The organism is Peribacillus sp. FSL M8-0224 (assembly GCF_038003055.1).
GTDB lineage: Bacteria > Bacillota > Bacilli > Bacillales > DSM-1321 > Peribacillus > Peribacillus frigoritolerans.
Genome location: NZ_JBBOOJ010000002.1, coordinates 24,202 through 37,799, shown reverse-complemented (window position 1 = coordinate 37,799; position 13,598 = coordinate 24,202). Strand labels below are relative to the sequence as shown.

15 protein-coding genes are annotated in these 13,598 nt (G+C 42.4%); 4 read left to right on the top strand and 11 right to left on the bottom strand.

Annotated elements, in window-relative coordinates; translation table 11 throughout:
• Nucleotides 1-285: 285 nt before the first annotated feature.
• From spoVAD to MKX49_RS28160, 3 genes are all read left to right on the top strand, one after another.
• Nucleotides 286-1,305 carry a stage V sporulation protein AD gene (gene spoVAD, locus MKX49_RS28170; protein WP_340878644.1) on the top strand — a complete coding sequence of 340 codons (1,020 nt, stop codon included), beginning with the start codon at nt 286-288 and terminating at the stop codon, nt 1,303-1,305.
• Between the two features lie 204 nt (nt 1,306-1,509).
• Nucleotides 1,510-1,716 (top strand): DUF1657 domain-containing protein, encoded by a 207-nt coding sequence (locus tag MKX49_RS28165; RefSeq protein WP_340878643.1) that lies wholly within the window; start codon nt 1,510-1,512, stop codon nt 1,714-1,716.
• A gap of 30 nt (nt 1,717-1,746) precedes the next feature.
• A complete protein-coding gene (locus MKX49_RS28160; RefSeq protein ID WP_340878642.1) occupies nt 1,747-2,607 on the top strand; it encodes a DUF421 domain-containing protein in 861 nt (286 codons plus the stop codon).
• 8 nt (nt 2,608-2,615) lie between these two features.
• Here the strand turns inward: MKX49_RS28160 and MKX49_RS28155 are convergent, their stop codons facing one another.
• Together MKX49_RS28155 and rlmD are read right to left on the bottom strand one after the other, a co-directional pair.
• Nucleotides 2,616-3,164: a YitT family protein gene (locus tag MKX49_RS28155; protein ID WP_309247786.1), complete on the bottom strand. Its 549-nt coding sequence runs from the start codon at nt 3,162-3,164 to the stop codon at nt 2,616-2,618.
• 450 nt (nt 3,165-3,614) lie between these two features.
• Nucleotides 3,615-4,985 (bottom strand): 23S rRNA (uracil(1939)-C(5))-methyltransferase RlmD, encoded by a 1,371-nt coding sequence (gene rlmD, locus MKX49_RS28150; RefSeq protein WP_340878641.1) that lies wholly within the window; start codon nt 4,983-4,985, stop codon nt 3,615-3,617.
• 189 nt (nt 4,986-5,174) lie between these two features.
• Between rlmD and MKX49_RS28145 the strand changes: the two genes are divergently transcribed.
• The gene (locus tag MKX49_RS28145) at nt 5,175-5,393 is read left to right on the top strand and encodes a hypothetical protein (protein WP_034306063.1); all 219 of its coding nucleotides are present in this window, start codon (nt 5,175-5,177) and stop codon (nt 5,391-5,393) included.
• A 44-nt stretch (nt 5,394-5,437) separates the two neighbouring features.
• Here MKX49_RS28145 and MKX49_RS28140 read toward each other — a convergent pair whose 3' ends face one another.
• The 9 genes from MKX49_RS28140 to gatC form a co-directional block, all read right to left on the bottom strand.
• A complete protein-coding gene (locus MKX49_RS28140) occupies nt 5,438-6,013 on the bottom strand; it encodes a GNAT family N-acetyltransferase (protein WP_048680570.1) in 576 nt (191 codons plus the stop codon).
• A gap of 61 nt (nt 6,014-6,074) precedes the next feature.
• Nucleotides 6,075-6,989 carry a diacylglycerol kinase gene (locus MKX49_RS28135; protein WP_034306067.1) on the bottom strand — a complete coding sequence of 305 codons (915 nt, stop codon included), beginning with the start codon at nt 6,987-6,989 and terminating at the stop codon, nt 6,075-6,077.
• Between the two features lie 180 nt (nt 6,990-7,169).
• The gene (locus MKX49_RS28130) at nt 7,170-8,096 is read right to left on the bottom strand and encodes a LiaF transmembrane domain-containing protein (RefSeq protein WP_340878639.1); all 927 of its coding nucleotides are present in this window, start codon (nt 8,094-8,096) and stop codon (nt 7,170-7,172) included.
• Entirely contained in the window at nt 8,093-9,163 is a 1,071-nt protein-coding gene (locus tag MKX49_RS28125) for a hypothetical protein (RefSeq protein WP_340878638.1), read from the bottom strand. The genes MKX49_RS28130 and MKX49_RS28125 overlap by 4 nt, the downstream gene beginning before the upstream one ends.
• Nucleotides 9,156-9,623: a hypothetical protein gene (locus MKX49_RS28120; RefSeq protein WP_340878637.1), complete on the bottom strand. Its 468-nt coding sequence runs from the start codon at nt 9,621-9,623 to the stop codon at nt 9,156-9,158. Before MKX49_RS28120 ends, MKX49_RS28125 begins: the two co-directional genes overlap by 8 nt.
• Complete coding sequence (locus tag MKX49_RS28115; protein WP_340878636.1) at nt 9,620-10,162, bottom strand: RNA polymerase sigma factor; 543 nt, start codon at nt 10,160-10,162, stop codon at nt 9,620-9,622. The genes MKX49_RS28120 and MKX49_RS28115 overlap by 4 nt, the downstream gene beginning before the upstream one ends.
• A 163-nt stretch (nt 10,163-10,325) precedes the next feature.
• A complete protein-coding gene (gatB, locus tag MKX49_RS28110) occupies nt 10,326-11,753 on the bottom strand; it encodes an Asp-tRNA(Asn)/Glu-tRNA(Gln) amidotransferase subunit GatB (RefSeq protein WP_048680586.1) in 1,428 nt (475 codons plus the stop codon).
• 12 nt (nt 11,754-11,765) lie between these two features.
• Nucleotides 11,766-13,226: an Asp-tRNA(Asn)/Glu-tRNA(Gln) amidotransferase subunit GatA gene (gatA, locus tag MKX49_RS28105; RefSeq protein WP_034306080.1), complete on the bottom strand. Its 1,461-nt coding sequence runs from the start codon at nt 13,224-13,226 to the stop codon at nt 11,766-11,768.
• A 12-nt stretch (nt 13,227-13,238) separates the two neighbouring features.
• Nucleotides 13,239-13,529 carry an Asp-tRNA(Asn)/Glu-tRNA(Gln) amidotransferase subunit GatC gene (gene gatC / locus MKX49_RS28100; protein ID WP_034306082.1) on the bottom strand — a complete coding sequence of 97 codons (291 nt, stop codon included), beginning with the start codon at nt 13,527-13,529 and terminating at the stop codon, nt 13,239-13,241.
• Between the last annotated feature and the right edge of the window lie 69 nt (nt 13,530-13,598).

The following is a 13,598-nucleotide window of genomic DNA, read 5'->3' as shown; positions in this document are numbered from 1 at the left end:
TTACGATTGTCCTGGACCTCAGAAAGACTTTTAATGCCGAATGAAGTGATACGAGGATGCTAAATGATAAAAAGTAAAAGCTGACTGCTTTATCACCGGATTTTGTTTGACCGAATTGGCCGCTTTGTTACTTTCAGGTTGCGGTAATACCGCAGCCATTGAACACCGGGCCAAAGGTTTCCTTTTAGGTAATGGCTGTACTATATTCAAATTGGCTGAAGGATTTTTATGTTATTCCTTTGTTTTATCTTACTGACAATACTCATACAATGGGGTGGTTTAATAATGCTTACGGGGCATCGCACATGGGTGTTTGATCAAAAGCCTGTCATCGTCTCCACAGGAACCGTTGGCGGTCCATTTGAAGCAGACGGTTTGCTTGCGGATGATTTCGATCTTCTCCATTCCGATTTATGGATCAATCAAGATACCTATGAAAAAGCACATAAAGTCTTATTGGAAGAAGCGAGTACAAAAGCAATCGAGAAGGCGGGTCTACAAAAGGAACAGATACAATTTTTCCTTGGAGGCGACCTGATCAATCAAATAACCCCTACCAGTTTTGCCTGTCGAACACTAGGAACACCTTATCTCGGCTTATTTGGCGCCTGCTCCACCTCCATGGAGGGACTGGCTCTTGGTGCATACCTTGTCAATACCAAAGGAGCAGAGTACTTATTGACAGGAGCATCAAGTCATAACGCCGCAGTAGAAAAGCAATTTCGCTATCCAACTGAATACGGAGGGCAAAAACCTCCAACAGCCCAATGGACCGTTACGGGGGCTGGCGTGGCTTTATTAAGCAGTGCCGGGAAAGGCCCAAGGGTCACTTCAGCTACGATAGGCCGTGTCATCGACATGGGATTGACCGATCCTTTCAATATGGGCGGTGCCATGGCTCCGGCCGCTGTAGATACGATTGAAGCACATCTTAGAGAAAGAAACCTCGACCCATCCTATTATGATTTGATAGTGACCGGGGATTTAGGAAAGATCGGACATGAAGTTTCTCTGGCATTATTTAAAAAACATGGCACGCCGATTAAAGAAGAGCAATATAAAGATTGCGGTTTAATGATATACAGGGATGGTCAGCCGGTCCTGGCCGGGGCAAGTGGCCCTGGATGTTCCGCAACCGTCGTTTATGGTCATTTATTGAATCGCATGAAAAAAGGAGAAATAAAACGATTGCTCGTCGTGGCCACAGGTGCCTTGCTATCTCCTCTATCCTTTCAACAAAGCGAGACGATCCCATGCATCGCCCATGCCGTATCGATTGAATATGACGGAGAAACACAAAACTAAGGTTTGATGTTTGAACACACACACCTGCTCATACTGGGTAGAACATTTCTTGGCTGCGGAGGTTGTTTCCGTACCCTAGCGGAAAGCATCGATTGATCGGGTTGTTGCCGCTGGCATGTTTGAAGCAACCAGTGCCTGGTTAACAGCCGCTCATGGTTCCGAGTCATTATTCCAGACGACTTAAAAAGATAAGGAGGATGCTGCATGACGATAGCTTCCAATGTCAAACAATGTGTCTCTAGCTTAAAAGGAGTTGAAGCAGGCTTATCCAGCTTAGCACTCCGGACTCAAGATGATGAATCTAAACGGATTTTGCATGAAACGATGCTGGTGGTGAATGAAGTTAGGATGGATGTACAAACGCGCGTGGGCGAGTTAGAACGGGAAGAACCACAATATAAAGGTTTTTAATAACCATGATCAAGCAGGAGGTGTTTGGTAATGCCGGATTGGATAGAAATTCTTTTACGCTCATTTTTCTTTTTAATTGTTCTTTTTTTGATCACTAAAGTGTTAGGAAAAAAACAATTGTCCCAGCTTTCCTTTTTTGAATATGTAACGGGCATAACCATTGGTAATGTTGGGGCAGAATTAGCTACAAAAGTGGAGGGCAATATTATACATGGCGTACTGTCCATTCTCGTTTTTGCCATAGCACCCTTCATTGCAGGATTAATATCCTTGAAAAGTAAAACTTTTCGTGATCTTATTGAAGGAAAAGCATCGGTATTCATCAAAGATGGGAAAGTCATGGAAGATAATTTAAAAAAAGAGAAATATACCACCGATGAATTGCTGGGATTGCTCCGAAAAAAGGATGTCTTCGATATTTCTGAAGTTGAGTTTGCCTTATTGGAAGCCAATGGGGATTTTTCCGTAATGTTAAAGAAGCAAAATCAACCTGTAACACCTAAGGACCTTAACATGCCAGTGGCTGCAGTAAAGGAGCCACAAACCATCATCATGGACGGCCTTATACTTGATGAACCACTTTCCACGATAGGTCTGAACCGACATTGGCTTCATACTGAACTGGATAAGTTGGGGGTAATCCTCGATAATGTTTTTCTTGGTCAAGCCAATTCTAACGGAGAATTAACTGTGGATCTTTTTGATGATAAACTTAAAGTTCCTTCTCCTCAGGAAAAACCTCTTATGCTCGCGACCTTGAAAAAGTGCCAAGCGGACTTGGAGTTGTTTGCACTTGGAACTGAATCAAAAGAAGCTAAAGAGATGTTTAGCAAAAATAGCGAAAAGCTGCAAAAGGCAATAGATAACGTAGCCCATATCTTAAGGAACTGATTATATATTCATTCCCTCACTTTCATAAGCGATGTGACCAGTCCAATAATGACGATCGTCACACATGAAAAAAGAAAAATTTCGATACCTAAGGTGAATGCTGCAGCTGAAATGATTAGTGTATCTATGACGATAATCGCCAAAGCGATATCCATGGAGGTGGATTTAGAGATGATTTTGGCTAGCATATCCGTTCCCCCGCTGCTTGTCTCATATCGAAGCATGAGTCCTATGCCCATTCCTATGATGACACCGCCAATCAAAGAGCTTGTCAGTATTGAAATGGAAAAAACCTTTTTCAATGGATTAAGCCAGTCCATAAAAAGGGATGTTAAAAGCAATCCGTGAACGCTGCTATAGAAAAAAGGGCGTTCATAATACCAGGCATATAAAAATATAGGAATGCTAAGGACCAACATGGATAGTCCCGTTTGAAAACCAAAGAAATAATGAAGGATGAGTGCAATCCCAATTACGCCGCCATCTATTAAATGATGAGGAACCAAAAATCCATTAATTCCAATGCCCACCAAAAAGCTACCAACAATAACAGCCACCGCTTTTTGAAAATTAATAAAATCACCTTGCCTCCCAATCCATATATTTCTTAATATATGTCCAAGTAAGAGCGTCAAGAATAAACTTGCAAAAAAAAAATCCCCCTCCCTTTTCCTCAATTTAACTACGTGAAAAAGGTCCCGGTCATTTAGACCAGGACCCACAGTTTGTTGACAAAGGGGTCGGGAACTTATCTTTCTTCAAATATTCTCCCGAAACAACCTAACCCAAAGCAACCCTGCAACTCCTTTAGGCTGGTCTCCTTTCTAACTGTTGTAACTAAGTTGATTGGAGAGACTCCTGCGGGAAAAGCGCGCCTAGTGAAACCCCTCAGGCGCATGCCGAGGGACGACCACCCGCAGAGAGCGAGTGGGTGGATCGGAAGTCAATCCATATTGTACAAACATAAAAAATGCGGGCCCAGTCAATTAGACCGGGCCCACATTCAATCATTTCAACTCTAATAACACTACATTTTCAACATGTGTCGTCATTGGGAACATATCGACAGGCTGGATATCAACTGCTTTATATCCGCCTTCTTCCAAGATATGAAGATCACGTGCTAGAGTACCTGGGTTGCATGATACGTATACGACTTTGTTAGGCTTCATCTCGATGATCGTATTCAGAAGGGATTCTTCACAACCTTTGCGTGGCGGATCCACCACGATGACATCAGCAGTGTTGCCCTTTTGATACCATTCAGCAATAACGTTACCTGCATCGCCGACCATGAATTCTGCATTTGAGATTTCATTCAATTCAGCGTTGCGCCGTGCGTCTTCGATCGCTTCTTCGACCACTTCGACACCGATTACTTTTTTCGCTTTTTTAGCTAAAAATAAAGAGATGGTCCCAATGCCGCAATAGGCATCTATCACCGTTTCTTCACCAGTCAGCCCTGCATAGTCAAGAGCTTTATCATAAAGGACTTTCGTTTGATCTGGATTGATTTGGTAGAAGGATTTTGCCGATATCGCAAATTTCACATCACCGATCATATCATGGATCACTTCGTCGCCCCATAGCACAGTCATTTTATCGCCTAAGATAACATTGGTTTTCTTGGAATTCACGTTTTGAACGATGGATTTAACTTGTGGAAGCCGTTCAACGATTTCCTTCACGATGGTTTCGATGAAAGGGATACTTTTCGTTCTAGTAACAAGAACAATCATTAATTCCCCTGTTTGCTTGCCATAACGGGCCATGATGTGCCGCAATACACCTTTATGTGCCTCTTCACTGTAAGCGGGGATACCAAGTTTACCGAAAATCTCTTTAACGACTTGAACGGCTTCATTAATCACTTCATTTTGGATAATGCTTTCTTTCGTTTCAACGATTTCATGTGTCCGCGGTTTGAAGAACCCTGCTATTAGCTTGCCATCCTTTTCACCAACAGGCACTTGCGCTTTATTGCGATAATGGGTTGGATTCTCCATCCCGATGATCGGATGAACCTTCACATCCTCAAGTTTCCCAATGCGTGTCATCACTTCACGTACTTGCTTTTCCTTGAATTCCAACTGTCCTTCATAGCTCATATGCTGCAGCTGACAACCACCGTACTTATGGTAGTCTTCAGTCGTGACCTCAACCCGGTATGGACTGTTTTCGATAATCTCCATCAAGCGTCCGAAGCCATAACCCTTATTAGCCTTCATCACTTTGATTTTTGCTTTTTCACCTGGAAGGGCGCCCTGAACAAAGATCGGGTAGCCATCGACTTTAGCGACGCCAGCTCCTTCATGTGTTAAATCTTCAAATAAAACCTCTACTATATCATTTTTAGCAACTGGTGCTGTTTTTTTCATATCATCTTCTCTTTTCTTTTTTATGCTAGCCTGTATTTTACCACAATAGAGGCCTTGCCACAAAACCACTCACCAATTTACCCTGGTTTTCATAAAAATATAGTGGAAGGAATTACGGATTTTTCATAGTTCCATGAATAAAAGTTCAATAAAAAAAGAAAAATAAGGAAAAACAAAAGAGGTGAGGAAATGGGTTTATTTAACTCTATATCGGCCTGGAATGCTACAAGGATAGAAAAACATCGAGCGAGTATGGAGGAAAAAGGCCTCTGTCCGGATTGTTACGGACGTGGATACAGCTCCTTCGTACCTACGGAATATCATTTTTCCGATATACACGACTGTCCCGGCTGTAATGGCACCGGAGCTTACGCTGATTGGGCAGCCATGAATGGGCAGCAAATGTAATCGCATACAATGCCAAACTTCAAAGAACTAAAAAGGACCCCCTGTTAAACAGGAGGTTCTTCTATTTCCTTTACCATATAGCGAAATTCATGGCCGCTAATCGAAATGGTTTTCATTTCTATATATCCTAATCTGCCATAGAGACGATTCGCCGCTTCATTTTCATTTTCAACGACTAAAGAAATTCTTGGATACCCCTTATGTTTAGCGTATTCCTCCACATATTGAATCAGTGCACTGCCAATTCCTCTTCCTTGAAAATTCGGGTCAACGGACACGGTATCCAAATAAAAGTCTCTCATTTCCGCTTCCTTATCGAGCGTAACGCTTGGGTCTTTCATTTTCATCCTTAATTGTTTCACTATCGGTTCATCCAAGCTTTCGGCATCCTTGCCATGGTAAGCAATGATCAATCCAGATACTTGTCCATCATGTTCACTGACAAGCGTATTTTCATAGCTGACCCGATTCCCACTTTTCCTGAACAAATCGGCAAGAACGGAAAGTATTCTTTCTTCTTCCGTTTCACCTGTCAAAACCTCTGCAATTTCCTTAATCGCTAACCGGGTCAATATGGCTGCCTTGTCCGCATCCTCCGGTGTCGCTTTCCTGATATACATGTTGCAATTCTCCTTGCTTCATTAAACTGAAAAGGCCACCAGATTCAGTGGCCTATTCACCCTATTTATTTGCCGGATCATCCGGCAGTAGTCCTTGCGGGATGAATACATCAAAATGGCGGTACTGATTGACGAATTCAGCTGGGGCCATCCCGCCAAATTCCCCATCCAAATTAAGCATCATATCCTTTTTGGCCTGTACTTTAATTCGATTGGCTTTTTCATAAATGACGTTTTTATCATGGATATGCTCACCGCGCATTGCCAATGTTGCGACACGGACAATATCAGCCAGGTTTGCCTTTTTTAAAATAAGCAACGTGAACATACCATCATTCAGAGAGGCGTCAGGGGCCAGTTTCTCGAAGCCGCCGACCGAATTCGTGTTAGCCACCAAGAAAAGCATGATCTCCCCTTCAAAAAGCTTTCCATCATATTCAATAGAAACTTCCGTCGGCTTAATTGAAGGAAGCATTTCAATTCCTTTAATATAGTACGCTAGCTGACCGAGCATCGTTTTCAGCTTGATCGGCACGTCGTAGGTCAATTCGGTCAATCTGCCCCCGCCAGCAATATTGATAAAATACTTATCGTTCATTTTCCCGATATCGATCGGCATCGTATGCCCGCCGGCAATAATTTCGGCTGCCCCTTCGATCGACTTCGGTAAATGCAGCGCCCGCGCGAAATCATTGGTCGTTCCCGTCGGGATGATTCCTAGTTTCGGACGTTTCTCTGCAGTGGCCAGTCCATTAACAACCTCATAAATCGTACCGTCGCCCCCTGCTGCAATAACTACCTCATAGCCGCGTTCAATCGCTATCTTTGCCGCTTTCGTCGCATCCCCAGCACCGGTCGTCGCATGTGCAGAAGCTTCATAACCAGCTTCTTCAAGCTTCGCTAGCACACCTGGCAGGCTCTTCTTAATGGCTTCCCGGCCCGAAGTCGGGTTGTAAATCAACCTTGCTCTTTTCATTTCCCATCATCCTTATACATATTGATTCCATAATTTACATCTTAATCCTTCGTTACATGAAAAGCAATATTCGAAAAAAAGAGGACCGTATTTCGGTCCATATCTTTTGCATTTTACTAGAAATCTTATCAGGGAAAATTATAATGCTTTTTACAATTTTATTCTAGTAAATGATTTCAATCAGGGATATTGAACATTCACGTTAAATGTGTCGGTAACCGTTAATGTATGTTTCCCTTCACCAGTATTGAATATCCCATTCTTTTTTACAATACCTTCTTCATTTGTTTCTTGTTTCACTTCAGTCATCTTCCAGCCATTCTCAGGACCTTCAAGTTCCTCGGCCTCTCTGGCATCTATCTTGATATCACTATTATCCTGAAGGAATACACTTAGATTTCCGCTATCTTTCACACTCCAGTCATTCAAGAGCTTTCTAGGCTTCAAGACAAGATCGGTATTTTGACCGTCTATCTCCACTGCCAACTCAGCAGGGATTATAAGGGTGGCCTTAAGATTCATTGTACCACTGTCCAAAAGTCCATTTTGAATCGGCAAATCCTTGAAACTTATATAAAGCGTATCACCATTTCTCTCTACGAGTAAATAATCTTCCGCCTTCTTCAACAATGAATCAGCATCTTCCATTACCCGCTCACCATATGTTCCAAAAACGGAAACTTCTCCGTCATTACCACTTTCAATGGTCAATGGGTATGGGCCAGGGTCCAGGACAACTCTCTGTATGCCTTTTCCTGCCTTTTGATTGAAACCAGGCAAATTGACCGTTTTCTCTTCACTATTCACGGCAGCCCTAACTTGATCCATCAATCCGCTTGATGTAAGCAGAATTAAAACTATTCCCGTCGTTCCAAGCAATCCCACGAAAAGAATGCTAAGAATATCATACTTCACAAAAGAACTTTCTTTTCTGGAAAAATAAATATAGAAGAGAATCTCTGCACCCAAGATAATGAACAGCAACGGCCACCATGATAGCAGAATCGTCGTCAAATTCATATCCGCAATTTGAGAAACCAGTAAAACCAAACCCAAACCAACCAGTGAGATTCCCATTGAAATCGTTCCGACTCTCCATGTTCTCATTTTGTCTCCTCCTTGACGCTCCCTTTTTTACTTCCCGACAGCAATTTGATTCCTCCGCCTATTAGAAGGATGCATACAAGGCCTTTTTGAAAATAATCCCTAAACCAATATTCCAAGTTGCTTCCAATCCATTCATCTAAATGGGGAGCGATGGCCGGGACGATCATATTACTAGCCAAGAAATAGATTCCAATTCCCACCAAACCCAATCCTAACCATTTTTGATGATTGACCATTCCCGAAATGATGGGCGTATCTTCTACTGGACCCTCCTCCATTTTTGATGCTTTTTGCAATCCATCAAAAAAACTATAAAACCAGATAATCGGAATAAGGAAGAAGAAGAAACCCAACCGGAGTAAATCCAGTATGTAAATGGCGAATAAAAAGCCGGCCATCAATTGTATCCCACGTTTTTGCAGCCCCAAATATAAGTGACCTGCACCAGGGAAAATAGCGAATAAAGTCGCGACCGCTTTACTCTTCTTCCCGGATTCCCGTCTCTCCTCGAAATCTTCCAAAACGGTCCGATCGATAAGCTCCTCACCTCTTTGCTTTTTATTCAGCTGTTGAACAGAATCAAAAAAGCTGTAAATCCAGATAACAGGCAATAGTGCCAGGAATATTAACAGACCTTCCATTTGTGTCATCACACTGATGAATATCACCATGATGCCAAAGCCTAAAAAGCTGATGAGAAAAATGAGCCCACGGTTCATGAGGCCTAGCTGAAAATGCCCTAACCCAGGAACGAATGAAAGGATGATTACATAAAACCTTTCCGCTTCCGGCTGATTTGCCATTCCCTCCACATCCTCTTCACTTTTAGGATTCCTCAGTGAGGTGACCACCAAATCAAATATACTGATGAAATAAAACACCATTCCAATAACGGAAAATGCCAGAAACGCATCCGATTGACTGATTAACGAAAGAAAAAGACCTCCAAGCCCCAATCCAGCTGTGGCAAGAAAATAAAATAGCCCTTTATATTGCCTTCCTAGGTAAAAATGTCCGAAACCTGGCAGAAAGGATAATAAAAAAGCTAATACCGGACTTTTATTCATTTCTAAACCCCTCCTTATTTTTCTTTTCGATTGTATCCATCCAAGTAAATGTTTTATCAATAAGGTCCTCGGTCAAGGACTGCGTTTTCTTATCACTGCTTGATTCCACAGAATCCACGTATTCTGTCAATGATTGAAATACTCCGCCTGCCATTAATAAAATCGTAAATCCGGCCGCAATCAGGTAATGTCTTGTGATTGTCCGAAGTGACTTCTCTTTTCGATGTGGCCAAGAATCTTCAACAGAGCCGCCTTTCAATCGGCTAATCGAGTCCATGACCGGACCTGCAATATCAAATCCTTCAAGGTCCAGACTTGTTTCATCTTTTTCCATCGCTTCCATATAGACGGACAAACACTTGTCACAGGAGTATAGATGATTTTCATATTCAATTTTTAAAGCCTCTGGTATTTCATCTGCCAAATATGCAACCCATTGTGCCTCTGAAACATGATTCATGAAAAATCCTCCTCTTTCCAATGTTTTCTCATCCAATTTCTTGCCCGGTATAGCTTTACTTCCACAGATTTCACTTGAATCTTCTGTTCCTCTGCAATTTGCTTGAATGTCTTTTCCTTTATGTAATAGCCATATACAACGTCCCGATATCCCTCTGGAAGGTCATTCAGCTTCCGTAATACTTGCTTTCGCCTTTCATTCCGAAAAAATACTGCCTCGACATCATCCGTTAAGCCCAAATTAACTTCCGATGAATGTTCGTCCTGTAATTCTTCCTTTTGGCGTTCCCTCTTTCTCTTTAGATCGATTGCATGATTGACGGCAATTCGGGTAATCCAAGTTTTGAAGCCTTGGTTCTTATATTGAGGAAGAGAAGTGTATATTTTGATAAAGACTTCCTGGGTAACATCTTCTGCATCCTTTTGATTCCGCAAGACGGAATAGACGGTTCTATAAATCGTCTGTTTATAAGTTTCGATCAACATTCGGAATGCATGATCATTCCCAGCCCTTACCTTCTCTACTAACTCATCGGACACTTCTCTTCCCCCTTTCCTGATAAACATTCATGTAATAGACGACACAAAAAGGAGTTACCCCTACAGATAACTCAAAATTATTTTTCCGCTTATTATTTTTCTCAGTAAACTTTTTCCTTAATCAAGAGAAAACCGTACCACTTTAAAAGTGATACGGTCAATATTAACGTTTATTGATTTCTTCCACCAAAATTTTATTAACAAGTTGTGGATTGGCTTGTCCTTTTGTCGCTTTCATAATCTGCCCGACAAGGAAGCCGATTGCCTTTTGTTTACCCGCTTTAAAATCTTCAATGGATTGCGGGTTATTATTCAATGCTTCTTCAACGGCTGTACGCAATGCGCCTTCGTCGGAAATTTGGACTAGTCCCTTCTCCTTGACGATCGTTTCAGCATCCCCGCCGTTTTCAATCAATTCTTTGAAAACCTTTTTAGCGATTTTAGACGAAATCGTGCCATCTTCAATCAGCTTGATCATTCCAGCCAATGATTCAGCAGTCAATTTGACATCATGCAGCTCTTTGCCTTCTGCATTCAAGAAAGCGGAAACCTCACCCATGATCCAGTTAGATGCTAGTTTTGCATCGGCACCTGAAGCAACTGTCGCTTCAAAGAAATCCGCACTTTCTTTCGTTACCGTTAAAACGGCTGCATCATATTCAGGTAAGCCAAATTCTTCGACATAGCGTTTTTTCCGGGCATCCGGAAGTTCCGGGATTTCGGCAGCGATACGAGCTTTCCATTCTTCATCAATATGGATCGTCAATAAGTCCGGTTCCGGGAAATAACGGTAATCATCGGAGCCTTCCTTAATTCGCATTAGTACGGTTCTGCCTGTAGCTTCGTCGAACCGGCGAGTTTCCTGTTCGATTTTGCCGCCTTCATTCAAGATTTCCGCTTGTCGGATTTCTTCATGCTCCAACCCTTTGCGAACGAAGTTGAATGAATTCAAGTTTTTCAATTCGGTTTTCGTACCGAATTCCTTTTGGCCAACAGGTTTCAAGGAAATGTTAGCATCACAACGAAGTGAGCCTTCTTCCATTTTACAATCGGAAACGCCCGTGTATTGAATGATGGATTTCAGCTTTTCCAAATAAGCATACGCTTCTTCCGGGGAAGTGATATCCGGTTCGGATACGATTTCAACAAGAGGCGTACCTTGGCGGTTATAATCGCAAAGCGAATAGTTCCCTTTATGTGTCAGCTTTCCAGCATCCTCTTCCATATGAATGCGGGTAATGCCAATTTTCTTTTTCTTGCCGCCCACTTCGATTTCAATCCAACCATGTTCACCGATCGGTTGATCGAACTGTGAAATTTGGTATGCTTTAGGATTGTCCGGGTAAAAATAGTTTTTCCGGTCGAATTTCGTAACTTCCGCCACTTCGCAATTCAGGGCAATTGCAGCCTTCATTGCAAAATCAACAGCCTTTTTATTGACGACAGGCAATACACCTGGGTAGCCTAGGTCAATTACAGTCGTGTTACTATTTGGAGCGGCACCAAAATGATTTGGGCTCGCTGAGAAAATTTTAGAATCCGTTTTTAATTCTACGTGTACTTCTAGACCAATCACCGTTTCAAAGTCCATTATTTTCACCCCTTACAGCTTAGGAAATTGTTTATGAAAATCTGTTGCTTGCTCAAATGCGTGAGCCGCGCGGTAAATCGTGCTTTCATCAAAATGCTTCCCAATCATTTGCAGTCCAAGCGGAAGACCATTCGCTGCGAATCCACATGGCACGGATATACCCGGTACGCCAGCAAGATTGACTGGAATCGTCAAGATATCATTCGCATACATCGTTAATGGATCGTCGACTTTTTCACCAATTTTAAATGCAGGCGTAGGTGTAGTCGGCCCAACGATGACATCATATTTTTCAAAGACATCTTCAAAGTCTTTTTTGATTAATGTACGTACTTTTTGAGCCTTTTTATAATAAGCATCATAATAACCGGAACTTAAGGAGAACGTTCCAAGCATGATACGGCGTTTCACTTCGTCACCGAATCCTTCTGCACGGGTTTGCTTATACATTTCTATAAGAGTTTCTGCATTATCTGTCCGATGTCCGTAACGAACACCGTCAAAACGTGAAAGGTTAGCCGAGGCTTCCGATGAAGATAGAAGATAATAGGCAGCTAAAGCATATTTGGAATGCGGCAAGGAAACCTCTTCCCATTGAGCTCCAAGACCCTCTAGTACTTTTAACGCTTCAAGTACGGAATTACGTGCTTCTTCACCAACGCCTTCGCCAAGATATTCTTTAGGCACGGCTATTTTCAATCCTCTAACATCGCCTGTTAATGAATTCACAAAATTCGGCACGTCAACATTAGCAGAGGTCGAATCCATTGGATCTACTCCTGAGATCGCTTCAAGCAAATAAGCGTTATCTTCAACAGTTCTTGTAACCGGTCCGATTTGGTCCAATGAAGACGCAAATGCTACAAGGCCGAATCGGGAAACCCTTCCATATGTAGGTTTTAAGCCGACGACTCCACAATATGCCGCTGGTTGGCGGATCGATCCACCCGTATCGGAACCTAAAGAGAATAGGACTTCACCGGAAGCGACAGATGCAGCCGAACCACCCGAAGAACCGCCTGGCACATATTCCGTATTCCAAGGGTTGCGTGTTGCTTGAAATGCTGAGTTCTCATTGGAAGACCCCATCGCAAACTCATCCATATTCAATTTCCCGATCGTAACCGTTTCTGCCTTCTGTAGCTTTTGAACAACGGTTGCATCATAGATTGGATCAAAGTTCTCCAAAATTTTGCTCGCGCAAGTCGTACGCAAATTTTTAGTGACAATATTATCCTTCACTCCGATTGGCATACCAAATAAAGCGCCTTCGTTCTCGCCTTTTACCAATTGATCATCCAATCGTTTTGCTTGATTGCGGGCGTTTTCTTCATCAAGTGTCAAAAATGCCTTCACCTTGTCCTCTACCTGTCCGATTCGCTTGTACGATTCGTCAACAAGATCAGTGACACTTATCTCTTTCTTATGTAAGCGTTCATGAAGCTCAGAAACCTTTTGTTCGAACAACGACATCATTGTCCCTCCTTATTCAATTATTGATGGTACACGGATATATCCTTCTTTGCTATCCGGTGCATTTTTAACTACTTCTTCTACTGGCAATCCCGGTTTTGCGACATCTTCGCGCATAACATTCTTCATATCCAAAACGTGAGAAGTCGGGTTTACTTGATCCGTATCAAGCTCATTCAACTGCTCCGCGAATGAAATCATTTGGTCAAGCTGATGCTGAAACTGTTTTGCTTCTTCCTCCGTAATGGCCAAACGGGCCAAATGGGCAACGTGTTTAACTTGTTCCATAGAAATACGTGACATTCTCTTCACCTCCGAAAAAATATCCAAATCGACTGAATTTCGTCGCTTTTCTCCATATAATCATCGTTT